Consider the following 24,697-nt stretch of genomic DNA (forward strand, 5'->3'; position numbering starts at 1 on the left):
TCATTCTGCGCCCCGCCGCGACCGGGCGTTTGCCCAGGTGGGCCCGGTTGTCAGAGGCGGGGTGCACGATGGGGGCATGGCAGGCGCTGCGCTCGACTCGTTCTCCCCCGCGACCCGCTCGTGGTTCACGGGGGCCTTCCGTACGCCCACCTCCGCGCAGGAGGGCGCCTGGCGGGCCATCGGGGAGGGCTCGGACGTCCTGGTGGTGGCGCCGACGGGTTCCGGCAAGACCCTGGCCGCCTTCCTCGCCGCCCTGGACCGGCTCGCCTCGCAGCCGCCGCCGGCCGAGGCGCGCAAGCGGTGCCGGGTGCTGTACGTGTCGCCGCTGAAGGCCCTGGCGGTGGACGTGGAGCGCAACCTGCGCAGTCCGCTGACGGGGATCCGGCAGGAGTCGGCCCGCCTGGGGCTGCCCGAGCCGGACATCCGGGTGGGGATCCGCTCGGGGGACACACCGGCCGCCGAGCGCCGGGCGCTGGCGACGCGGCCGCCGGACATCCTGATCACCACGCCGGAGTCGCTGTTCCTGATGCTGACCTCGGCGGCGCGGGAGGCGCTGTCCGGGGTGGAGACGGTCATCCTGGACGAGGTGCACGCGGTCGCCGGGACCAAGCGCGGCGCGCATCTGGCGCTGTCCCTGGAGCGTCTGGACGAGCTGCTGCCGCGGCCGGCCCGCCGGATCGGGCTGTCGGCGACGGTCCGGCCGGTGGAGGAGGTGGCCCGCTACCTCGCGCCTCGCGGCCGGGTGGAGATCGTGCAGCCGCCCTCGTCCAAGGAGTTCGACCTGTCGGTGGTCGTCCCGGTCGAGGACATGGGCGAGTTGGGCGGCTCCCCGGCGACCGAGGGCCGGGAGGGCGGCGACAAGCCGTCGATCTGGCCCCATGTGGAGGAGCGGATCGCGGACCTGGTGCAGGCCCACCGGTCGACGATCGTGTTCGCCAACTCCCGCCGTCTCGCGGAGCGGCTGTGCAACCGGCTCAACGAGATCGCCCACGAGCGGGCCACGGGCGAGCCGCTCGCCGAGGGTGCCCCGCCCCCGGCGGAGATCATGGCCCAGTCGGGCGCCGCCCTGGGCGCCCCGCCGCTGCTGGCCCGCGCGCACCACGGTTCGGTGTCCAAGGAGCAGCGGGCGCTGGTCGAGGAGGACCTGAAGGCGGGCCGGCTGCCCGCCGTGGTCGCCACCTCCAGCCTGGAGCTGGGCATCGACATGGGCGCCGTGGACCTGGTGGTGCAGGTGGAGTCGCCGCCGTCGGTGGCGTCGGGGCTCCAGCGCGTGGGCCGCGCCGGGCACCAGGTGGGCGCCGTCTCCACCGGCGTGGTCTTCCCCAAGTACCGGGGGGACCTGGTCCAGGCCGCCGTGGTCACCGAGCGGATGCGGACCGGGGCGATCGAGTCGCTGCGGATCCCCTCCAACCCGCTGGACGTGCTCGCCCAGCAGCTGGTGGCGATGACCGCCATGGACACCTGGCAGCTGGACGAGCTGCTCGCGCTGGTGCGGCGGGCGGCGCCCTTCGCGGCGCTGCCCGAGTCGGCGTTCACCTCGGTGCTGGACATGCTGGCGGGCCGCTACCCGTCGGACGCGTTCGCCGAGCTCAGACCGCGCGTGGTGTGGGACCGGGTCGCCGGGACGGTCACGGGGCGGCCCGGTGCGCAGCGCCTCGCGGTCACCTCCGGGGGCACCATCCCGGACCGGGGCCTGTTCGGGGTGTTCCTGGCGGGCGCCGACCCGAAGAAGGGCGGCGGCCGGGTCGGCGAGCTGGACGAGGAGATGGTCTACGAGTCCCGCGTGGGCGACGTGTTCACCCTGGGCACCACCTCCTGGCGGATCGAGGACATCACCCGTGACCGGGTCCTGGTCACCCCCGCCCCCGGAGTGCCGGGCCGGCTGCCGTTCTGGAAGGGCGACCAGCTGGGCCGCCCCCTGGAACTGGGCCGCGCGGTCGGCGCGTTCCTCCGGGAGCTGGGCGCGCTCTCCGACGGGGACGCCCGGCTGCGGCTGCTGGCGGCCGGCCTCGACGGCTGGGCCGCCGACAACGTGCTCGCCTACCTGGCGGAGCAGCGGGAGGCCTGCGGGCACGTGCCGGACGACCGGACCATCCTGGTCGAACGGTTCCGGGACGAGCTCGGCGACTGGCGGGTCGTCGTCCACTCCCCCTTCGGCGCGCAGGTGCACGCTCCGTGGGCGCTGGCGCTGGGCGCCCGCCTCGCCGAGAAGTACGGCATGGACGCCCAGGTGATGCACGCCGACGACGGGATCGTGCTGCGCCTGCCGGACGCCGACCTGCTCTCCATGGACCTGCTGGACCACGATCCCGCCCGGCCGGCGGCGTTCGAGTTCGACGACGAACAGGCCCCGCTGGGAGCGGCGGACGTGGCCTTCGACCAGGGCGAGGTCTCGGGGATCGTCACCGACCAGGTGGGCGGCTCGGCCCTGTTCGCCTCCCGGTTCCGCGAGTGCGCGGCGCGCGCGCTGCTGCTGCCGCGCCGCAGTCCGGGCAAGCGGACCCCGCTGTGGCAGCAGCGCCAGCGCGCCTCGCAACTGCTCCAGGTGGCTTCGGAGTTCGGCTCCTTCCCGATCGTGCTGGAAGCCGTACGCGAGTGCCTCCAGGACGTGTTCGACGTACCGGGCCTGGCCGAGCTGATGGGGGACATCGAGGCGCGCCGGGTCCGGCTGGTCGAGGTCACCACCCCGGAACCCTCGCCGTTCGCCCGTTCCCTCCTCTTCGGGTACGTGGCGCAGTTCCTGTACGAGGGGGACTCGCCGCTGGCCGAGCGGCGGGCGGCGGCACTGTCGCTGGACTCCCGGCTGCTGGCCGAGCTGCTGGGCCAGGCCGAGCTGCGGGAGCTGCTCGACGCGCAGGTGCTGGAGGAACTGGAGCGGGAGCTCCAGTGGCTGACGGAGGACCGGCGCGCCAAGGACGCCGAGTCGGTGGCGGACCTGCTGCGGCTGCTGGGCCCGCTGACGGATGCCGAGCTGGCCGCGCGCGGGGCCGAGCCCGCCTGGGCGCGGGCGCTGGAGGCGGCCCGGCGGGCGATCCGGGTGCGGATCGGCGGCGCGGACCACTGGGCGGCGATCGAGGACGCGGGCCGGCTGCGGGACGCGCTGGGCACGGCCCTGCCGGTCGGGGTGCCGGAGGCGTTCACCGAGCCGGTCAAGGACCCGCTCGGCGATCTCCTGGCCCGGTACGCGCGCACCCACGGGCCGTTCACCACGGTTGTGGTGGCCGCCCGCCTGGGCCTGGGCGCGGCGGTGACCGAGGGCGCCCTGCACCGGCTCGCGGCGGCGGGCCGGGTGGTGCAGGGCGAGTTCCATCCGGCGGGCATCGGCCAGGAGTGGTGCGACGCGACGGTGCTGCGCAGGCTGCGGCGGCGTTCGCTGGCGGCGCTGCGCCAGGAGCTGGAGCCGGTCCCGCCGGCCTCTCTGGCCACCTTCCTGCCCCAGTGGCAGCACCTGGGCGGGGCCCTGCGCGGGATCGACGGCCTGGCCCGCGCCGTGGAGCAGCTCCAGGGGGCACCGGTGCCGGCTTCGGCGCTGGAGCGGCTGATCCTGCCCTCGCGGGTGGCGGGGTACTCGCCGACGCTGCTGGACGAGCTGACCAGTACCGGGGAGGTGGTGTGGGCGGGTGCGGGGGCCCTGCCGGGCAAGGACGGCTGGATCTCCCTGTACCTGGCGGACGCCGCTCCGCTGCTGCTGCCCGAGCCGCATCCGCTGGAGCCGGGCCCGCTGCACCAGGCGGTCCTGGAGAGCCTGTCCGGCGGGTACGGCCTGTTCTTCCGGCAGATCACCCAGTCCGTCCGCGCCCGCCACCCGGAGGCCTCCGACCTGGAGCTCTCCGAGGTGCTGTGGGACCTGGCCTGGTCGGGCCGGCTGACGAACGACACCCTGGCCCCCCTGCGCTCGCTGCTGGGCTCGGGCCGTACGGCGGGCGCCACCGCGCACCGGGCCCGGCGCACCGTTCCGCGCGGCCGGTACGGCAGCCTGGGCGCGTCGGTGTCCCGCAACGGCCCGCCCACGGTCTCGGGCCGCTGGTCGCTGCTGCCCGCGCAGGCCCCCGACCCGACCCACCGGGCGCACGCCCTGGCCCGCACCCTGCTGGACCGGCACGGGGTGGTCACGCGGGGGGCGGTCGCGGCGGAGGGCGTCGAGGGCGGCTTCAGCGCGGTCTACCGGGTGCTGTCGGCGTTCGAGGACGGCGGCCAAGCCCGCCGGGGGTACGTGGTGGAGGGTCTGGGCGCGGCCCAGTTCGCGATGGACGGGGCCGTGGACCGGCTCCGCGCCGCCGAGAAGAACCCTCCGCCGCTGGCGGCGGTGGTTCTGGCCGCCGCCGATCCGGCGAACGCGTACGGGGCGGCCCTGCCCTGGCCGGAGCCCCCGGCGGGCGCCGCGCACAAGCCGGGCCGCAAGGCGGGCTCCCTGGTGGTGCTGGTCGACGGGGAGCTGACCCTGTATCTGGAGCGCGGCGGCAAGACCCTGCTGGCCTGGCCGGATCCCGGGGATCCGCGCCTGGAGGCGGCCGTGGCGGCGCTGGCCGCCGGCTCCCGCGCGGGCACCCTGCCGGCGCTGACGGTGGAGCGGATCAACGCGGCGGCGGCCCTGACCTCCCCGCTGGGCGCGGCCCTGGAGGCGGCGGGCTTCCACGCCACCCCGAGGGGGCTGCGGCTGCGCAGCTGACGCCGCGGGCCCGCGGACCCGGTGCGGTCTCGACCCGGACACGTATGTCTTGGGCATGTCACGAAACTGCTGCCAGCCGCTCCGCAGGGGCTCCTGGGCTGGCCCAGCCGCTTATCCGTGGCTTATCAAAGGTGATCACAGGCACCGCGCTCGGCGGTGCCCCGTCATGGGGGACAAGAACAGTGAGCACCAACAGCATGCGCAGGACCACCCTCGCCGCGGCCGGCCTCGCCGTCGCCGGAACCCTCGTCCTGACCGGCTGCAAGGACGGCATCGAGGAGACCCCGGCGGCTCCGGCCGCGCCGTCCGCCGCCCCGTCCGCCGGCTCCTCGGCCCAGCCGGTCGCCCCGGCGCCCGGCGCCTCCGCGAGCGGCTACGACGGCTCGGCGGGCGCCTCCGCGGCCCCGGGCGGTGCCGCCGGCGGCGCCGTGGCGAAGTCCGGCCAGTCCTTCAAGATCGGCGAGACGGCCACCGTCCCGTTCAGCTACGGCAGCAACAAGGGCGGCCAGCTCGCCCTCACGGTCGCCTCGATCGAGCAGGGCAACCCGGCCGACCTGGAGCCGCTCAAGCTCGGCGACAAGGTCAAGGGGATGATCCCCTACTACATCCGCTACACGGTCAAGAACACCGGCACGACGGACCTGTCGTTCACCTCGGTCGGCCACTTCAAGGGCCTGCTCGGTGACGGCAGCGAGGCGCAGGGCGTCTCGATCATCGGCAAGTTCGAGAAGTGCAAGGACGACTCGCTGCCGAAGGGCTTCACCAACGGCCAGACCCAGACCAACTGCGTGATCGCCCTCGCGCCCTCGGCCCAGACGAAGGTATCCGGCGCCCTGTACTGGGGCGACCCGTACAACAACCTGGCCTCCCCGCCGCAGAAGGGCCTCACCTGGAAGTGATGAGCGGCCCACCCGGCCCTCACCCCTCCTGATCCGCGAACCCCCTGCGGCGGCCACCCCGCCCAGGGGGTTCGGGGCGTCCCCGGGCCCGACAATGGCCCCATGCCCGAAGGAGACAGCGTCCAGCGCGCGGCGGCCCGGCTGCACGCCGCCCTCGCGGGCAGCCCCCTCACCCACGCCGACCTGCGCGTGCCCCGCTTCGCCACCGCGGACCTCACCGGCCGCACCGTCCTCGACGTCACCCCGCGCGGCAAGCACCTCCTCACCCGCCTCGAAGGCGGCCTCACCCTCCACAGCCACCTCGGCATGGACGGCGCCTGGAAGCTCTTCGGTCCCGGCGAGAAATGGCGCGGCGGACCCTCCCACGAGATCCGGGCCGTCCTGTCCACCGCCGGCGCCACCGCGGTCGGCTACCGGCTCCCCGTCCTGGAACTGCTGCGCACCGCGGACGAGGCCCGGGCCGTGGGCCACCTCGGCCCCGACCTCCTCGGCCCCGACTGGGACCAGGAGCGGGCCGCAGCCAACCTCCTCTCCGACCCCGGCCGCCCCCTCGGCGAGGCCCTGCTCGACCAGCGCAACCTGGCGGGCATCGGCAACATCTACAAGTGCGAGCTCTGCTTCCTCGCCCGGGTCACGCCCTGGACCCCGGTCGGCGCGCTCCCCGACCCCGGGACCACCCTCCCCCGCGTCGCGGCCGCCGCCCAGCGCCTGCTGGCGGCGAACACCGGCCACGGCGGCGCCCGCAACACCACCGGCAGCCGCCGCCCCGGCCGGGAGCTCTTCGTCTACGGCCGCGCCCACCGCCCCTGCCTGCGCTGCGGCACCCCCGTCCGCGAGGCCCCGCAGGACGGCCGGCCCACGTACTGGTGCCCCCGCTGCCAGTCCGGCCCGGTCCCGGAGCATCCCACCAGTTGACGGTCCGTCAGATCCACTCGTACGGTCCTGGCATGCCCACACCGATCGCCCCGTACGACCTCACCGGCCGCACCGCGCTCGTCACCGGAGCCGCGAGCGGCATAGGCCGTGCCACCGCCCTCCTCCTCGCCCGGGCCGGAGCCGCCGTCCACTGCGCGGACCTCGACGAACGGGGCCTCGCCGAAACCGCGGCCCTGATCGCCGAGGACGGCGGCACCGCCGCCGCCCGCCCCCTCGACGTCACCGACCGGGCCGCCCTGCGGGCCGCCGTCGCCGCCGCCGGACCGCTCGACATCGCGGCCGCCATCGCCGGGGTCATGCACACCAGCAGCGTCCTGGACACCACCGACGAGGACCTCGACCGGATCCTCGACATCAACTTCAAGGGAGTCCTGCGCACCTGCCAGGAGGCCGTCCGCGCGATGATCTCCGCCGGCCGCCCCGGCTCGGTCGTCACCATGGCCTCCGGCGCCGTGGACGCCGCCCAGCCCGGCCTGCTCTGCTACAGCGCCGCCAAGGCCGCCGTGGTCCAGCTGACCAGGACCCTGGCCACCGAGAGCGGCCCGCACGGGATCCGCGTCAACGCCGTCGCCCCCGGATGGATCCGCACCCCCATGACCGGCCGCCACGGCCCCGAGGTCCAGCGGCAGACGGAGGCCGCCATGGTCCGCATGTCCCCGCTGGGCCGGGTCGGCGAGCCCGAGGACATCGCCCAGGCCGTGCTCTACCTGGCCTCGGACGCCTCGTCCTTCATGACGGGCCAGATCCTGCGCCCGAACGGCGGGGTGTCGATGCCCTGGTAGCACCCACCGCGGACCGCTCCCCGCCGGCCCCGCGCCCGGGCCCCGGCACGCAGTGCACCGGCAGCAGCCCCAGGCCCCAGCCGCCGACCGCCATCGCGCCCTCCACCGGACCCGCCTCGGCCGGTGCCAGCGCCAGCCGCAGCACGGCCCACCACCACAGCGCCGCCACGGCCAGGGCGAAGGGCACCGCCACAGGTATGCGCAGTAACCGCCGCACGGCGACCTCCCTGAGGGTCCCCCCAGACGGAGTCTGGGGGAGGGCCGGTTCCCGGACGGGCCCATCCTCCCGCACCCTCCGCACCCCCGCACCCAGAACGCCGGGCACCTGCCCCGCGAGGCCCCGGAACGGCAAGGAGCCCCGGCCGGTGCTTCACGCACCACCCGGGGCTCCCGCCACGCTCACATACCCAACGGCACGCTCAAGCGGCTACGACGTTCACCGCTTCCACGGGTGCCTTGATGGTCACCCGCTCGGGTCCGCCCGTGACCGAAGCCACGGAGACCGAATTGAGCATCGGGCGCACCGGTGCCGGCACCGGTTCGCTTGCGGCGGCCGACTGCGCAAGCTCCGCCAGCGACAGCTCGTCACTGACTTCGCGCATCAGCTCGGACATCCGTACGTCCAGCGCGTCGCAGATCGCGGAGAGCAGCTCGGAGGATGCCTCCTTCTGCCCCCGCTCCACCTCGGAGAGATAGCCGAGCGAAACTCGGGCGGACGAGGAGACTTCGCGCAGAGTACGGCCCTGGCGCTGGCGCTGCCGACGCAGCACGTCACCCAGCAGGCGACGGAGCAGAATCATCGGTGGCTCCCTCCTCTGACCGTGTAGCCGTAACCTTCACGCCCCACCGTACCGCCTCGCGCCGCGGCCGTGCGGGGAGCGATGTCGTGTTCACTCAGGGCTGCAAACATCAGATCCCCCCGTTCTGTTCCGTATCCTGCCCCCGCAGATTCTCGCGGAGTTCGCTCGAGAGGAGTTCGAGCACTGTCCGTACACTCTCCCTACGGATTTCCGCACGGGAGCCGTTCAACCGCAGCCGGGCCGTTTTCCTGCTCCCCGGACCCGCCACGGCGATGAAAACGGTGCCCACCGGCTGCCCGTCCTGGGGGTCCGGGCCGGCCACTCCGGTCGTCGCGATCCCCCACGAGGCCCCCAGCGCCTGCCGGACACCGGCGGCCATCTCCTCCGCGACCTGCGCGTTCACCGCACCTTCGGCCGCGAGCAGCTTCGCGTCCACCCCGAGGACGCGGTGCTTCAGTTCAGTGGCGTACGCCGTGACCGAGCCGCGGAAGGCGCGCGAGGCCCCCGGCACCGCCGTCAGCTCGGAAGCCACCATTCCGCCAGTCAGTGATTCCGCGACGGCAAGGGTCTGGTCACTCTCCGCAAGCAGCCGCAGCACGTCTTCGGCCACCGCCGCCGCCCCCGCGGCACCTTCCGCCGCTTCCGCGGCCTCCGGCACATCCCCCGCCCCGTATGTCACTTCGCGGCCCGCTCCGCCGCCAGACCGGCCCGGCGCAGCACCACGGCCTGCCGGATGTAGTCCAAACCGGTGACGACGGTCAGCACGACGGCGACGGCCATCACCCAGAACCGCATGGTCGCCAGCGGCCCGGTCAGCGCGAGCACGTACATGCCCACCGCGGTGCCCTGGGCCAGGGTCTTCAGCTTGCCGCCCCGGCTGGCCGGGATCACCCCGTACCGGATCACCCAGAACCGCATCAGCGTGATGCCGAGCTCGCGCCCGAGGATCACCCCGGTCACCCACCAGGGCAGGTCACCGAGCCAGGAGAGACACACGAGCGCCGACCCCATGATCGCCTTGTCGGCGATGGGGTCGGCGATCTTCCCGAAGTCCGTGACCAGGTTGTACGTCCTGGCCAGGTGCCCGTCGAACACGTCCGTGATCATGGCGACGGCGAAGGCCGCCCACGCCAGCGCCCGCCAGACGGGGTCGTAGCCCCCGTCGGCGAGCAGCAGCAGGACGAATCCCGGCACGAGGACGAGCCGGATCATCGTCAGGATGTTGGCGATGTTCCAGAGGCTGGCCTGGTTGACGGCCGCAGTCCCGAGCTTCGTGCCGGGCGTGGGCCGGCGGCCGGTCCCGCCCGCCGCCGATGCCGGGACTCCGGTCATCCGGCCGCCTCCTCGAGTTCCACGCCCAGGGGCTCGGCGACGAGGTCGACGCCCAGGGTTCCGACCACCTTGGCGGTGACGATGCGCCCGGGGACCAGGCCCGCGCCGTCGGTGAAGACGACCTGGCCGTCGGTCTCGGGAGCCTGGTGCGCGGCGCGCCCGTAGGCGCCCTCGCCCTCCTCCGCCTCGTCGAGCGGGACGACCGTCTCGACGAGCACCTCCAGGGTCTCGCCGATCCGCTCCTCCGCGCGCTGCGAGGTGAGCTCCTCGGCGAGCCGCTGCATGTGCGCGAGCCGCTCGGCGATGGTGTCCTCGTCCAGCTTGCCCTCGTAGCCCGCGGCCTCGGTGCCGTCCTCGTCCGAGTAGCCGAAGACGCCGATGGCGTCGAGGCGTGCGTGCGTGAGGAAACGCTCCAGCTCGGCGAAGTCCGACTCCTTCTCGCCGGGGAAGCCGACGATGAAGTTGGACCGGACGCCGGCCTGCGGGGCCTTGGAGCGGATGGTGTCCAGCAGCTCCAGGAAGCGGTCGGTGTCGCCGAAGCGGCGCATGGCGCGCAGCACGTCGGGGGCCGAGTGCTGGAAGGACAGGTCGAAGTACGGCACGACCTTGGGGGTCGAGGTGAGTACGTCGATCAGCCCGGGCCGCATCTCGGCGGGCTGGAGGTAGCTGACGCGGACGCGCTCGATGCCGTCGACGGCGGCCAGCTCGGGCAGCAGGGTCTCCAGCAGGCGGATGTCGCCCAGGTCCTTGCCGTACGAGGTGTTGTTCTCGGAGACCAGCATGATCTCCTTGACGCCCTGCTCGGCGAGCCAGCGCGTCTCGCCCAGCACGTCGCTGGGGCGGCGGGAGATGAAGGAGCCGCGGAAGGACGGGATGGCGCAGAAGGAGCAGCGCCGGTCACAGCCGGAGGCGAGCTTCACGGAGGCGACCGGGCTCTTGTCCAGGCGGCGGCGCAGCGGCGCGCGCGGCCCGGAGGCGGGGGCGAGCCCGTCCGGCAGGTCGGCGGGGGCCGGGGCGGGCTCCTCGGCGGCCTGGGCGTGGCCGGGCAGCGCCACGTCGGCGCTCTGCCGCTCGGCCGGGCTGATCGGCAGCAGCTTGCGCCGGTCGCGCGGGGTGTGCGCCTCGACGCTGCCACCGCTGAGGATGGTCTGGAGGCGGTTGGAGATGTCGGCGTAGTCGTCGAAACCGAGGACTCCGTCGGCCTCGGGGAGCGCTTCGGCGAGTTCCTTGCCGTAGCGCTCGGCCATACAGCCGACGGCGACGACGGCCTGGGTCTTGCCGTGATCCTTGAGATCGTTGGCTTCCAGCAGGGCGTCTACGGAGTCCTTCTTGGCGGCTTCGACGAAGCCACAGGTGTTGACGACGGCTACGTCCGCGTCGGCGGCGTCCTCGACGAGCTCCCAGCCATCCGCCGCCAAGCGGCCTGCGAGCTCCTCCGAGTCCACCTCGTTACGGGCGCAGCCAAGAGTGACAAGGGCGACGGTACGGCGTTCGGGCATGGACTCAAGACTACTTCGTCCCGGCGCCCACCCCCGCCCCAAGTCCCCCCACGGCAAGATCCCCGGGGCCGGCGGCGGCCGCCGCGCGGGATCCCGGGGATCTGGAATTTCTTATTCCGTGCTGGTCAGCCCGCCTGGGCCTGGCCCTGGGGCGGGTCGTCCTTGGTGTAGGTGAGACGTTCGACCTGTCCCGACTCGAACCTCTCCTTGATCTCCTTGCCGTTCACGAACAGCTTGACGGCCCCGGCGTCGCCGAGGACGAGGTCCAGGGACTCCTTGTCCGTGAAGGTCTTCGACTCGCCCTGCGCGAGCGTGCCGTCGAAGAGGAGCCGGCCGCTGTGGTCCTTCGCGGAGATCCAGCTCTCGCCGGCGTCGGCCGTCAGGACGACGGTGACGAGGTCCTTGGGCGCGGCGGCGATGGCGCTGTCCGAGGGCTCCGGCTTGGGAGCCTGGGGGGTCGGGGCGGCGGGCTGCTTGCCCGCGGACTGCTTGGGCGCGGGCTTCGGGGAGACGGAACCTTCCGCCACCGGCCGCTTGGACTGCTCGTCGCCGCCGCTGAAGGCGGTGAAGCCGACGAAACCGATCACCGCGACGATGGCGGCGACCATGGCGGCGGTCCAGTTGGGCCGCTGCCGCTCGGGGCGGATCCGCTCGGCCTCGAACATCGGCGCGGCGGGGGTGGGCGCCGGCCTGCCGCCGTGGGCCGCGTCGTAGCGCTCGACCAGGGGTGCCGGGTCGAGGTGCACGGCGCGGGCGAGCGTACGGATGTGGCCGCGGGCGTAGACGTCGCCGCCGCACCGCGTGAAGTCGTCCTCTTCGATCGCGTGCACGATCGGGATGCGCACGCGGGTGGTGGAACTGACCTCGTCGACGGTGAGCCCGGCGGCGATCCGGGCCTTCTTCAGGGCCGTCCCGATGGACGGCTCTTCGACGGAGCGCTCGACGATGCGGTCCTCGGACCGGTCCTCGGACCGGGCGTCGGTCGAAGGCCGCTCTTCTTCGGGGGAGTTGGATTTGCCGATGGACACAAGGGCGCCTTTCGAGCGTGTAGCCACCTGCTGGATGTCCAGTCTAGGGGGGGGACGAAAGGGTGGGGCAACCGGAGGGTCCGCTTCCTACGCCATCCGAATGGCGACGGGAACGGCCGCCGGTGCCTCCCTCAACTTGACGCACGCCCAAGGGAAACGGTTGCCGCCTGATCGGGTGACGATCCGGCCACGATCCCATTCGGTCGGGTGAGGCGGCCGGACCCCCGTTCTAAGGGGGCGTCCGGGACTCCGGGGGATTCCGCTTCCCCCGGGACCCGGGTGCCCCCGGGGGTTCCCGGTGTCCTACGGGGCCTCCTCGCCGCGGATCACGGCGAGCACCCCGTCGAGCTCGTCGGGCTTGACCAGCACGTCGCGCGCCTTGGATCCCTCGCTCGGCCCGACGACCCCGCGGGACTCCATCAGGTCCATCAGCCGGCCCGCCTTGGCGAAGCCCACCCGCAGCTTGCGCTGGAGCATCGAGGTGGAGCCGAACTGGGTGGAGACCACCAGTTCCGCCGCCTGGCACAGCAGGTCCAGGTCGTCGCCGATCTCCTCGTCGATCTCCTTCTTCTGCTTCTGCCCGACCGTGACGTCGTCCCGGAAGACGGGCGCCATCTGGTCCTTGCAGTGCTGGACGATCCCGGCGATCTCGTCCTCGGTGACGAAGGCGCCCTGGAGGCGGACCGGCTTGTTCGCACCCATCGGCAGGAACAGCCCGTCACCCTTGCCGATCAGCTTCTCCGCGCCCGGCTGGTCCAGGATGACCCGGCTGTCGGCCAGGGAGGAGGTCGCGAACGCCAGCCGCGAGGGCACGTTCGCCTTGATCAGACCGGTCACCACGTCCACCGAGGGCCGCTGGGTGGCGAGCACCAGGTGGATGCCGGCCGCGCGGGCGAGCTGGGTGATGCGGACGATCGAGTCCTCGACGTCGCGCGGGGCCACCATCATCAGGTCCGCGAGCTCGTCGACGATCACCAGCAGGTACGGGTACGGGCTGAGCTCCCGCTCGCTGCCCGGCGGCAGCTTGATCTTGCCGTCCCGGATCGCCTGGTTGAAGTCGTCGATGTGCCGGTAGCCGAAGGCGGCCAGGTCGTCGTAGCGCAGGTCCATCTCGCGCACGACCCACTGGAGGGCCTCGGCGGCCCGCTTGGGGTTGGTGATGATCGGCGTGATCAGGTGCGGGATGCCCTCGTAGGCGGTCAGCTCGACCCGCTTGGGGTCGACCAGGACCATCCGGACGTCCTCCGGGGTGGCCCGCACCATGATCGAGGTGATCAGGCAGTTGATGCAGGAGGACTTGCCGGAGCCGGTGGCGCCCGCGACCAGCACGTGCGGCATCTTGGCGAGGTTGGCCATGACGTAGCCGCCCTCGACGTCCTTGCCGAGCGCGACCAGCATCGGGTGGTCGTCCTCGGCGGCGTCCGCGAGGCGCAGCACGTCGCCCAGGTTGACCATCTCGCGGTCGGTGTTCGGGATCTCGATGCCGACGGCCGACTTGCCCGGGATCGGGCTGATGATCCGCACGTCCGGCGAGGCCACGGCATAGGCGATGTTCTTCGCCAGCGCGGTGATCCGCTCGACCTTCACCGCGGCGCCGAGCGTCACCTCGTACCGGGTGACCGTCGGGCCCCGGGTGAAGCCGGTGACCTGCGCGTCCACCTTGAACTCGGTGAACACGTTCGTCAACGCCGCCACCACGGTGTCGTTCGCGGCGCTGCGGGTCTTGCCGGGCCCGCCCTTCTCCAGCAGCTCCAGCGAGGGCAGCGCGTACGTGATGTCCCCGCGCAGCTGGAGCTGTTCGGCCCGCGGCGGCAGCGGCTGGGCCGGCGGCGGGCTCTTCGTCAGGTCCGGCACCGACAGCGTCCCGGAGGCCGCCGCGGTCCGCTCGTTCGGCGCACCGGAGTCGTCGGCCGGGGCGTCCGCCGGCCCCCGGGCCGGGGCGGACGCCTGGGCGGGGACGGGCCGTTCCTCCCGGGCGGGCGGCACCGGAGCGGTGACCTCCGCCCCCTCCCCCCGGACGGAGATCCCCTGGGTGAGATCGGCGACCAGCGGGTTCGGCGGCAGCCCCCCGTAGACCACCCCGTCCAGCGCGGCCGCTGCCGCCGCCGCGACGTCGACGGCGTCCGGCTCGCGCCCGCCCGGCCGCGCGGCGCTCCGCCGGGGCCGGCGCCGCCGCGCCAGGGCCGCCTCCTCCGCCTCGTCCACCGGATCGCCGGCACCGCCGGTGCGGGCCTGCCACTGCTCGGCGTCGTGGCGGTCCTGCCGGCCGGAGCCCTCGTGCGGCTCCCCGTACCCCTCGTCGTATTCGTTGGGCTGGACCACCCCGAGCCGGATCCCGGCGCGGCGCAGCCGCTGCGGGATCGCGGCGACCGGGGTGGCGGTGACCACCAGCAGCCCGAAGACCGTCAGCAGCACCAGCATGGGCACGGCCAGCGGTGCCCCCATGGTGAAGATCAGCGGCTTGGAGGCGCCCCAGCCGATCAGCCCGCCCGCGTTCTGCATGGCGGTGGTGCCCTCGTCCCGGCCGGGCGCCCCGCAGGCGATGTGCACCAGCCCGAGGACGCCGATGACGAGGGCGGACAGGCCGATCCCGATGCGCCCGTTGGCGTCGGTCTGCTCGGGGTGGCGGATGAAACGTGCCGCCATGACCCCCAGCAGGATCGGCACGAGCAGGTCGAGGCGCCCGAAGGCCCCGGTGACCAGCATCGTGACGAGGTCCCCGACGGGCCCGCTCAGGTTCGACCAGGTGCCGGCGGCGACGATCAGCGCGAGGGCGAGCAGCAGCAGCGCCACACCGTCCTTGCGGTGGGCCGGGTCCAGGTTCTTGGCGCCCCTGCCGATCCCGCGGAACAGCCCGCCGACGGCGTGCGCGAGACCGAGCCAGCACCAGCGGACCAGCCGCACCACTCCCCCGCTCGGCGACGGCGCCGGCTTCGCGGCGGCCTTCTTCGCCGGGGGGCGCTTGGCCGCGGCGGCCTTCTTCGCGGGGGGCTTACGCGGGGCCGCCTTCTTGGTCGGCGCCGTCGTACGGCCGGTGCGGCCCTTGGCGGTGCCCGCCGTGCTCTGGGAACCCTTGCCGGACGTACTTGAGGCCATGGGCCCGAGGTTACCTGTGCGCACGCCGGTGGACACGCGTGCCCACCCCTTCACCCGTTCGTGTCGCCCCGCCCGTAAGCGCTTTGACGCCGTGACAGAACTGACGGGTACCCAGTGGGGTTGCCGGGCGGGCCGCTCCGCCGTCGCGCCACGGGCAGCCCGGCGGCCCGGCGGTCTCAGCCCTGGGCGGGCAGGACGGCGGCTCCCCCGCTGGCTCCCGGCTCCAGCGCGTCGAGCGCCCGCCGCAGCCCGGTCAGCTTCCGCTCCAGATGGGCGGCCGTGGCGACCACCCCGGCGTCCGCCGAATCCTCGCCGAGCTGCTTGGTCAGCGCCTCGGCCTGTTCCTCGACCGCCGCCAGCCGCGCGGAGAGCTCGGCCAGCAGCCCGGCCGTCTCCCGGCCGCCGTCGCCGTTGGTACCGCCGCCCTCCAGCTGGAGGCGCAGCAGGGCCGCCTGCTCCCGCAGCTGGCAGTTCTTGGTGTACAGCTCGACGAACACCGAGACCTTGGCACGCAGCACCCACGGGTCGAACGGCTTCGAGATGTAGTCCACCGCGCCCGCCGCGTAACCGCGGAAGGTGTGGTGCGGACCGTGGTTGATCGCGGTGAGGAAGATGATCGGGATGTCCCGGGTCCGTTCGCGCCGCTTGATGTGCGCGGCCGTTTCGAATCCGTCCATGCCCGGCATCTGGACATCCAGCAGGATGACCGCGAAATCGTCCGTAAGCAGCGCTTTGAGCGCTTCCTCCCCCGACGACGCCCGGACCAGTGTCTGATCGAGCGCGGAGAGGATGGCCTCCAGCGCCAGCAGATTCTCCGGCCGGTCGTCGACCAGGAGGATCTTGGCCTTCTGCACCATGCCCTGTCCTCCTCGCCCCGGCATGGGGCCTCCCCGGCTCCTGGCTCCGGCATGCGCGCCGGGCCCCGCCCCAGAGGACGACATCCTTGAGCCGTCCGTCCTTGTGCCGGTCATCGTAGCCCCAGTCCCGAGATCGCCACACCCTGTCACCAAGATGTCACTGTGCACGAAGCGGAAACGTGAGGGGAGACCCAAAGGTTCCCCTCCCGGTCTCCGCCCGCGGCCCGCCCTCCGATCAGTTTCCGTGCATGTGCTGTTCCATGACCGTCAGCAGGTAGTCGGGCTCGACGGGCTTGGTGACGTAGTCGGAAGCCCCGGAGTCGATGGCCTTCTCCCGGTCCCCCTTCATCGCCTTCGCCGTCAGCGCGATGATCGGCAGCCCCGCGAACTGCGGCATCCGCCGGATCGCCGAGGTCGTCGCGTACCCGTCCATCTCCGGCATCATGATGTCCATCAGCACGACCGCCACGTCGTCGTTCTGCTCCAGGACCTCGATGCCCTCCCGGCCGTTCTCCGCGTACAGCACCGCCAGCCCGTGCTGCTCCAGCACGCTCGTCAGGGCGAACACGTTGCGCACGTCGTCGTCCACGATCAGCACCCGCTCGCCGTGGAAGCCGTACGTACGCGGCGGCACCGGCAGCGGCTCCTCCAGGTCCCAGGCGTCGCCCTCCGACTGCCCCGGCACCTCGGTGCGCGGCAGCGGACCGGCCGACGGCTTGCGCCGGCGCCGGAACAGCGCCGAGGATCCCTGCCCGGCCGGTTCCGCCACCGGCAGCGCCTGCCGCGGCGGTGCCGCGCTCAGCGGCGCCGGCAGCGCCGCCGGGAGCGGCTGAACCGCCGACGGCTCCTCCTCGGCCGCCCTGCGGTACTCCCCGCGCGCCCCGCCGGGCGTCGGCGGCGCGTACCCCTGCGGCGGCAGCTCGCTCGGGTGCAGCGGCAGGTACAGCGTGAAGGTCGACCCCCGGCCGGGCTCACTGGCCGCGTGGATCTCCCCGCCCAGCAGCCGGGCGATCTCCCGGCTGATGGACAGCCCGAGCCCCGTGCCGCCGTACTTGCGGCTGGTGGTGCCGTCGGCCTGCTTGAACGCCTCGAAGATCACCAGCATCTTGCTCGCCGCGATCCCGATCCCGGTGTCGGTCACGGAGAAGGCGATCAGGTCGGCGTCCGCGTCCCGCAGCGACCCCGCCTCCAGCAGCTGCTCCCGGATGGCCGTCGGCACATCGGCCCCGGCGGGCCGGATCACCAGCTCCACGGCCCCGTTGTCGGTGAACTTCACCGCGTTGGACAGCAGGTTGCGCAGCACCTGGAGCAGCCGCTGCTCGTCGGTGTGCAGGGTCGCGGGCAGCTCCGGGGAGACCCGTACCGAGAAGTCCAGCCCCTTCTCAGCGGTCAGCGGCCGGAAGGTGGCCTCCACGTAGTCCACGAGCTGGACCAGCGCGATCCGCGTCGGCGAGACGTCCATCTTGCCCGCCTCGACCTTCGACAGGTCGAGGATGTCGTTGATCAGCTGGAGCAGGTCCGAGCCCGCGCCGTGGATGGTCTCGGCGAACTCCACCTGCTTCGGCGAGAGGTTCTCGTCCGCGTTGTCGGCGAGCAGCTTGGCCAGGATCAGCAGCGAGTTCAGCGGAGTGCGCAGCTCGTGCGACATGTTCGCGAGGAACTCGCTCTTGTACCGCATGGAGACCGCGAGTTGCTCGGCGCGCTCCTCCAGGACCTGCCGGGCCTCCTCGATCTCGGTGTTCTTCACCTCGATGTCCCGGTTCTGCTGGGCCAGCAGTTCGGCCTTCTCCTCCAGCTCCGCGTTCGCGGCCTGGAGGGCCTTCTGCCGGTTCTCCAGCTCGTCGGAGCGCTCGCGCAGCTGCTCGGTCATCTCCTGCGACTGCTTGAGCAGCATCTCCGTCTTGGAGTTCACGGAGATGGTGTTGACGCTCGTACCGATCATCTCGGCGATCTGGCTCAGGAAGTCCTTCTGGATCTGCGTGAACGGCGTGAACGACGCCAGCTCGATGACCCCGAGCACCTTCCCCTCGAACAGCACCGGCAGCACGATCACGTGCGCCGGCGGCGCCTCGCCCAGCCCCGAGGAGATCTTCAGGTAGCCGGGCGGGGTGTTCTCGACGAGGATCGTCCGCTTCTCCTCGGCCACCGTGCCGATCAGCCCCTCGCCGGGCCGGAAGGAGATGGGCATCTGGCCGCCCGCGTACGCGTAGCTCCCGCGCATCCGCAGCTCGTACGGGCCCTCCGCGCCGCCGTCCGCCCCGATCTCGGGGGTCCCGCCGGCCGGGACGGCGAGGAAGAAGGCCCCGTGCTGCGCGGAGACCACCGGGGTCAGCTCGCTCATGATCAGCGAGGCCACGTCGTCCAGGTCCCGGCGGCCCTGCATCAGGGCCGAGATCCGCGCGAGGTTGCCCTTGAGCCAGTCCTGTTCCTTGTTGGCCAGGGTGGTGTCCCGCAGGTTGACGATCATCGTGTTGATGTTGTCCTGGAGCACCTGGATCTCGCCCGCCGCGTCCACGTCGACCTTCAGGCTCAGGTCGCCGCGGGTCACCGCGGTGGCCACGGCCGCGATGGCGCGCACCTGCCGGGTGAGGTTGCCGGCCATCTCGTTCACGGACTCGGTCAGGTCCCGCCAGGTGCCGTCCACGTCGCGCACCCGGGCCTGGCCGCCGAGGATGCCCTCGGTGCCCACCTCGCGGGCCACCCGCGTCACCTGGTCGGCGAAGGAGGACAGCTGGTCGACCATCGTGTTGATGGTCGTCTTGAGCTCCAGGATCTCCCCGCGGGCGTCGATGTCGATCTTCTTGGTCATGTCGCCCTTGGCGATGGCGGTCGTGACCATGGCGATCTGCCGCACCTGGCCGGTGAGGTTGGACGCCATGAAGTTCACCGAGTCGGTGAGGTCCTTCCACGTCCCCGAGACGCCCGGCACGTGCGCCTGACCGCCCAGCCTGCCCTCCGTGCCCACCTCGCGGGCCACGCGCGTGACCTCGTCCGCGAAGGACGACAGGGTCTTCACCATCGTGTTGACGGTGTCGGCGAGCTGCGCGACCTCGCCGCGCGCCTCGACGGTGACCTTCTTCGTCAGGTCGCCGTTGGCGACCGCCGCCGACACCTGCGAGATGTTGCGCACCTGCGAGGTCAGGTTGTTGGCCATCAGGTTGACGTTGTCGGTGAGGTCCTTCCAGATGCCGGTCACCCCGCGCACCCGGGCCTGCCCGCCGAGGATGCCCTCGGAGCCCACCTCACGCGCCACCCGCGTCACCTGCTCCGCGAAGGAGGACAGCTGGTCGACCATCGTGTTCACGGTGGTGACCAGTTCGAGGATCTCGCCCTTGGCGTCCACCGTGATCTTCTTGGAGAGGTCGCCCATGGCCACGGCCGTGGTCACCTCGGCGATGTTGCGCACCTGCGACGTCAGGTTGTTCGCCATGAAGTTGACGGACTGGGTGAGGTCCTTCCAGGTGCCGGAGACGCCCTTGACCTCCGCCTGCCCGCCGAGGATGCCCTCGGTACCCACCTCGCGGGCGACCCGGGTCACCTGCTCCGCGAAGTTCGACAGCTGGTCGACCATCGTGTTGAGGGTGTTCTTCAGCTCCAGGATCTCGCCCCGGGCGTCCACGTCGATCTTCTGCGACAGGTCGCCCCGCGCCACCGCCGTCGCGACCTGCGCGATGTTGCGCACCTGCGAAGTCAGGTTCCCGGCCATGCCGTTCACCGAGTCCGTCAGGTCCCGCCACACCCCGGCCACACCCGGCACCTGCGCCTGGCCCCCGAGCCGGCCCTCGGTGCCCACGTCCCGGGCGACCCGGGTCACCTGCTCCGCGAAGGCGGAGAGCTGGTCGACCATCGTGTTGAGGGTGTTCTTCAGCTCCAGGATCTCGCCCCGGGCGTCCACGTCGATCTTCTGCGACAGGTCGCCCCGCGCCACCGCCGTCGTCACCTGGGCGATCTGACGCACCTGGGAGGTCAGGTTCCCCGCCATGAAGTTGACGGAGTCGGTGAGCTCCTTCCAGGTGCCGGAGACCCCCTCGACCTTGGCCTGACCGCCGAGCCGGCCCTCCGTACCCACGTCCCGGGCCACCCGGGTCACCTGCTCCGCGAAGGCCGACAGCTGGTCCACCATCGTGTTCACGGTGTTCTTCAGCTGGAGCATCTCGCCGGAGACGTCCACCGTGACCTTCTGCGACAGATCGCCGTTGGCCACCGCCGTCGTCACCTGGGCGATGTTGCGGACCTGCCCGGTGAGGTTGCGGAAGGCGGTGTTCACCGAGTCGGTGAGGTCCTTCCAGGTACCGGCCGCCCCCGGCACCTGCGCCTGACCGCCCAGCTCACCCTCGACGCCGACCTCACGGGCCACACGCGTCACTTCCGCACCGAAGGACTGCAGCTGGTCCACCATCGTGTTGACGGTGTTCTTCAGCTCCAGCATCTCGCCGGCCACGTTGACCGTGACCTTCTGCGACAGATCGCCGTTGGCCACCGCCGTCGTCACCTGGGCGATGTCCCGCACCTGCGTGGTGAGGTTGCGGAAGACCGTGTTCACCGAGTCGGTGAGGTCCTTCCAGGTACCGGCCGCCCCCGGCACCTGCGCCTGACCGCCGAGGAGGCCCTTCGCACCGACCTCGCTGGCCACGCGCGTGACCTCGTCCGCGAAGGTCCGCAGGGTCTCCGTCATCTGATTGATCGTTTCGGCCAGCTGCGCGACCTCGCCGCGCGCGCTGACCCGCACCTTCTGCGACAGGTCGCCGTTCGCGACGGCCGTCGTCACCTGTGCGATACCGCGCACCTGCGCCGTCAGGTTCCCCGCCATCGTGTTGACGGAGTCGGTCAGGTCCTTCCACACGCCCGCGACCCCGGGCACCTTCGCCTGGCCGCCCAGCTCGCCCTCCGTGCCCACCTCGCGGGCGACGCGCGTCACCTCGGAGGAGAACGAGGACAGCTGGTCCACCATGGTGTTCACGGTGTTCTTCAGCTGGAGCATCTCGCCGGCCACGTGCACCGTGACCTTGCGCGAGAGATCGCCCTTGGCGACCGCCGTCGTGACGAGGGCGATGTCACGCACCTGAGCGGTGAGCCGGTACGCCATCGTGTTGACGGAGTCGGTCAGGTCCTTCCAAGAACCGGACATTCCGCGCACCTGGGCCTGACCGCCCAGTTTGCCCTCCGTACCGACCTCCAGCGCCACCCGCGTCACCTCGTCGGTGAACGCCGACAGCTGGTCGACCAGGTTGTTGACCGTGCGCCCGACCTTCAGGAACTCCCCGCGCAGCGGATGCCCCACCCCGTCCGGGGCCTGCGTCCGCAGGTCCATCCGCTGGTCCAGGTCGCCCTCGGCCACCGCCGACAGCACCCGGCCCACCTCGGACACCGGCCGCGCGAGATCGTCCACCAGCTGGTTCGACGCGTCGATCGCGGCCGCCCAGGAGCCCTCACAGGCCCCCGTCTCCAGCCGCTCGCTCAGCTTGCCCTCACGGCCCACCATCCGCCGGACCCGGGACAGCTCACCGGTCAGGTGCAGATTGCGGTCGGCGACCTCGTTGTAGACGGCGGCGATCTCCGCCATCACGCCCTCGCCGGACACCGTCAGCCGCTTGCGGAAATTCCCGTCCCGCATCGACACCAGGGCCGTGAGCAGACGGTTCAGAGCGGCGGTGTCGACTTCCGTGGTCCCGTTCCGCCGGGACCGACCGCCCTTGGGGCGCGTTCCCGTACGCCGCACCGCTGCGCCTGACTCCACCGTGTCCCTCCCGAAAGGGTCGACCTCTGTTCCACCGGACACCGGCTGTCCAAGAGCCGGCTCTCCAAGCCTGCCCAGTGTTTCACCCTGGCCGAACCCGGCGATAACACTTCGGCACCATCGCACACCGGCCGCACCCTGCGGGTGGAATCCGGTACGACGGCCTCATGGGGACCGCGAAGGTAAGTAACCTGGCATCCGATGTCCAACCGCGTCGAAGGAGACTAGTGATCACGGCACGGGCGGCTGCCAGCTTCGACCCTCAAGGGCGGTCGGTCGCCGCCGCCCGCGCGTTCGTGCGCGACACGCTGCACGGCTGGGGCTTCGCGGACATCGTCGACGACGCGGTCGTGCTGACCAGCGAGCTCGTCACCAACGCCGTGGTGCACGCCGGGACCAGGGCCGAGGTCCTGTGCCTGCGCGCCGAGGACGGCGTACGCGTCGAGGTCGCCGACCGCTACCCCGAGCGCGAGCTGCCCCTGCGGCACCCCGGCGAGCGCCCGTACGCCGATCCCGACCGCGAGAGCGGCCGCGGGCTGATGCTCTGCGCCGCCCTCGCCACCCGCTGGGGCGTCGAGTACACCGCCACCCACAAACACGTGTGGTTCCGCCTCGACCTCCCGGACCGGCCGGTCGGTACCCGCTCCGCCGGCCCCGTCGTACCGGACCAGTTCCTGCCCCTGGCCGAGAGCCGGGTCCGCGTCGCCGTCCTCCAGATCGACGCCACCGACGTCATCTCCGCCTGGAACGAGGACGCCGAGCACATCTTCGGCTACCCCGCGGAGAAGGCCGTCGGCCGCCCCCTCGCCGAGATCGCCGCCTGGCCCCAGACCCCGGGCACCGGCACCGGCGTCGCCGAGGCACTGCGCCTGTCCCGCTGGGAGGGCAGCTACGGCATCCGCGGCGCCGACGGCCGCGTCATCCCCGTCTACGCCTCCCACCTGCGGGTCCGCGACGCCCACGGCGAGCCCTCCATCGTCTGCCTCCTCGTCCACGACGACGAGCGGGCCCTGCTCCAGACCCCCGTACGCGTCCCCTCCTCCGACGGCCAGCACAGCGAGCCCCGCCCCATCGACCCCTTCGAGGTCTTCATCGGCTCACCCGCCCCCGACGACCTCGACGGGCTGCTCCAACGCACCGTCGAGCGGGCCCGCGACATGCTCGACGCCGACGCCGCCTTCCTGCTGCTGGCCACCGACGACGAGACCGAGCTGGAGGTCCGCGCGACCACCGGCCTGCCCTCCACCCGCCAGCGCTTCGCCCGCGTCCCCGTCGAGGCCGGCACCAGCCGCTACGGATCGGCCCGCCTGCCCGCCGTCCACGACGACCTCGCCGTCGTCCCCGGAGCCGTACCGCTCCTGGAGTCCACCGGCATGCGCTCCGTCGTCACCGTCCCCCTCAAGGTCGAGGGCCGGCTCACCGGCTCCCTCGGCGTCGCCGCCGAGGGCCCGGGCCGCTACACGAACGAGGAGGCCCTGCGCCTCCAGTTCGCAGCGGACCGCATCGCCCTCGCCGTCGAGTCCGCGCGCCTCGGCGAGCTGGAACGGCTGCGCCGCGGCTCCCTGTCCTTCCTCGTCGAGGCCTCCGACCTGCTCGCCGGCACCCTCGACCGGGACCAGACCCTGGCCCTCATGGCCCAGATGACCGTCCCGACGCTCGCCACCTGGTGCGCCGTCTACACCATCGCCGACCAGGCGTCGGAGCCCTACCTGGCCTACGTCCTGCACGAGGACGAGGAGCGCATCGACGGCCTCAAGGCCCTGCTGTCCCGCGTCGACCCGCCCGAACCGGTCCGCGAGGCCGGCGCCCGCCCCTGGCCGGCGACGGCCGCCGCGGTCGGCGGCGAGACGGTCGTCCTGCCGCTCCTCGCCCGCAACCGGGTGATCGGCATGCTGACCCTCGGCAAGCCCAGCGAGGAGCACTTCCGCCAGGAGATCCTCGAACTCGCCGACGACCTCTCCCGGCGCGCGGCCCTGGCCCTGGACAACGCGCGCCTGTACTCCGAACGCACCGCCATCAGCCGCTCGCTCCAGCGCAGCCTCCTGCCGCCCGGCTCCCCCGCCATCCCCGGCATGGAGGTCGAGGTCATCTACCGCGCCGCCGGCGAGGGCAACGAGGTCGGCGGTGACTTCTACGACGTCTTCCCGATCCGCGACGGCGCGTACGGTTTCGCCATCGGCGATGTCTGCGGTACGGGCCCCGAGGCGGCCGCCGTCACCGGTCTGGCCCGCCACGCCCTGCGCCTCCTGGCCCGCGAGGGCCTCGGCGGGCCGGCGGTGCTGGAGCGGCTGAACGCGGCGATCCTCGACGAGGGGGCCCGCAGCCGCTTCCTCACCCTCCTCTACGGGGAGCTCCACCCGCAGCCCGACGGCGGCGCCCTGATGAAGGTCGTCTGCGCGGGCCACCCCCTCCCGCTGCGCCTGCGGCCGGACGGCGAGGTCACGCCGGCCGCCGAGCCGCAGCCGCTGCTCGGTGTGATCGACGAACTCGACCTCTACGAACAGACCATGACCCTCGACCCGGGCGACGTCCTGCTCTGCGTCACGGACGGGGTCACCGAACGCCGCGAGGGCACCAGGATGCTCGGCGACGACGGCCTCGCGGAGGTCCTCACCACCTGCACCGGTCTCACGGCGGGCGCGGTCGCCTCACGCGTCCTGCGCGCGGTCGAACGCTTCGCCGCCGAACCGGCCTCGGACGACATGGCCATCCTGGCCTTCCGCGTCCCCCAGCAGCGCGAAGGCTCCTGAGCCACCCACCGCTCCCCCGGGCCGCCGGCAAGGCGCCCGGGGGCGGGGGCAGTTCCCTCCCCTTGACCGGTCCGCCGGTCCGCCCGCCGGTCCGGAAACGCAAAAAGGCCCCCGCCAGATGGCGGGGGCCTTTTCTCTTTGAGCCCTTTAACGGAATCGAACCGTTGACCTTCTCCTTACCATGGAGACGCTCTACCGACTGAGCTAAAAGGGCGGGTTGTTCGGCGGCGTCCTACTCTCCCACAGGGTCCCCCCTGCAGTACCATCGGCGCTGAAAGGCTTAGCTTCCGGGTTCGGAATGTAACCGGGCGT

13 protein-coding genes, 1 tRNA gene and 1 rRNA gene are annotated in these 24,697 nt (G+C 72.5%); 5 read left to right on the plus strand and 10 right to left on the minus strand.

Going from position 1 to position 24,697, the window contains the following annotated elements:
* Positions 1-76: 76 nt before the first annotated feature.
* The 4 genes from ACZ7IF_RS33420 to ACZ7IF_RS33435 all read left to right on the plus strand — a co-directional run bounded on the left by ACZ7IF_RS33420 (position 77) and on the right by ACZ7IF_RS33435 (position 7,286).
* A complete protein-coding gene (locus tag ACZ7IF_RS33420) occupies positions 77-4,669 on the plus strand; it encodes an ATP-dependent helicase (RefSeq protein ID WP_470979356.1) in 4,593 nt (1,530 codons plus the stop codon).
* Positions 4,670-4,851: 182 nt separating this feature from the next.
* On the plus strand, positions 4,852-5,568 hold the full coding sequence (locus tag ACZ7IF_RS33425) for a hypothetical protein (protein ID WP_470979359.1): 717 nt from the start codon (positions 4,852-4,854) through the stop codon (positions 5,566-5,568).
* A 102-nt stretch (positions 5,569-5,670) separates the two neighbouring features.
* Positions 5,671-6,483, plus strand: a complete 813-nt coding sequence (locus tag ACZ7IF_RS33430; protein WP_470979362.1) for an Fpg/Nei family DNA glycosylase — start codon at positions 5,671-5,673, stop codon at positions 6,481-6,483.
* Positions 6,480-7,286, plus strand: a complete 807-nt coding sequence (locus ACZ7IF_RS33435) for an SDR family NAD(P)-dependent oxidoreductase (RefSeq protein ID WP_470979364.1) — start codon at positions 6,480-6,482, stop codon at positions 7,284-7,286. The genes ACZ7IF_RS33430 and ACZ7IF_RS33435 overlap by 4 nt, the downstream gene beginning before the upstream one ends.
* Before the next feature lie 419 nt (positions 7,287-7,705).
* Here ACZ7IF_RS33435 and ACZ7IF_RS33440 read toward each other — a convergent pair whose 3' ends face one another.
* The 8 genes from ACZ7IF_RS33440 to ACZ7IF_RS33475 all read right to left on the minus strand — a co-directional run bounded on the left by ACZ7IF_RS33440 (position 7,706) and on the right by ACZ7IF_RS33475 (position 21,635).
* Positions 7,706-8,086: a helix-turn-helix domain-containing protein gene (locus ACZ7IF_RS33440; RefSeq protein ID WP_007266936.1), complete on the minus strand. Its 381-nt coding sequence runs from the start codon at positions 8,084-8,086 to the stop codon at positions 7,706-7,708.
* Between the two features lie 109 nt (positions 8,087-8,195).
* A complete protein-coding gene (locus ACZ7IF_RS33445) occupies positions 8,196-8,696 on the minus strand; it encodes a CinA family protein (RefSeq protein WP_470979367.1) in 501 nt (166 codons plus the stop codon).
* Between the two features lie 65 nt (positions 8,697-8,761).
* Positions 8,762-9,418, minus strand: coding sequence for a CDP-diacylglycerol--glycerol-3-phosphate 3-phosphatidyltransferase (pgsA, locus tag ACZ7IF_RS33450; RefSeq protein WP_470979370.1), 657 nt, complete (start codon positions 9,416-9,418; stop codon positions 8,762-8,764).
* The gene (gene rimO / locus ACZ7IF_RS33455) at positions 9,415-10,917 is read right to left on the minus strand and encodes a 30S ribosomal protein S12 methylthiotransferase RimO (protein ID WP_470979373.1); all 1,503 of its coding nucleotides are present in this window, start codon (positions 10,915-10,917) and stop codon (positions 9,415-9,417) included. Before rimO ends, pgsA begins: the two co-directional genes overlap by 4 nt.
* A 125-nt stretch (positions 10,918-11,042) precedes the next feature.
* A complete protein-coding gene (locus ACZ7IF_RS33460) occupies positions 11,043-11,945 on the minus strand; it encodes a helix-turn-helix domain-containing protein (protein ID WP_470979376.1) in 903 nt (300 codons plus the stop codon).
* A gap of 303 nt (positions 11,946-12,248) precedes the next feature.
* Entirely contained in the window at positions 12,249-15,041 is a 2,793-nt protein-coding gene (locus tag ACZ7IF_RS33465; RefSeq protein WP_470979379.1) for an FtsK/SpoIIIE family DNA translocase, read from the minus strand.
* A 176-nt stretch (positions 15,042-15,217) separates the two neighbouring features.
* Positions 15,218-15,898, minus strand: a complete 681-nt coding sequence (locus tag ACZ7IF_RS33470) for a response regulator (RefSeq protein WP_125818620.1) — start codon at positions 15,896-15,898, stop codon at positions 15,218-15,220.
* Positions 15,899-16,133: 235 nt separating this feature from the next.
* Positions 16,134-21,635: a HAMP domain-containing protein gene (locus ACZ7IF_RS33475; RefSeq protein ID WP_470979382.1), complete on the minus strand. Its 5,502-nt coding sequence runs from the start codon at positions 21,633-21,635 to the stop codon at positions 16,134-16,136.
* Between the two features lie 167 nt (positions 21,636-21,802).
* On the opposite strand from ACZ7IF_RS33475, the gene ACZ7IF_RS33480 reads away from it, so the two are divergent.
* Complete coding sequence (locus tag ACZ7IF_RS33480) at positions 21,803-24,385, plus strand: SpoIIE family protein phosphatase (protein ID WP_470979384.1); 2,583 nt, start codon at positions 21,803-21,805, stop codon at positions 24,383-24,385.
* Positions 24,386-24,526: 141 nt separating this feature from the next.
* Here ACZ7IF_RS33480 and ACZ7IF_RS33485 read toward each other — a convergent pair.
* Together ACZ7IF_RS33485 and rrf are read right to left on the minus strand one after the other, a co-directional pair.
* Positions 24,527-24,599, minus strand: a tRNA-Thr gene (locus tag ACZ7IF_RS33485).
* Positions 24,600-24,604: 5 nt separating this feature from the next.
* Positions 24,605-24,697: ribosomal RNA gene (gene rrf, locus ACZ7IF_RS33490) — 5S ribosomal RNA — on the minus strand; the annotation flags it as partial.

The organism is Streptomyces sp. NPDC037421 (genome assembly GCF_055602105.1).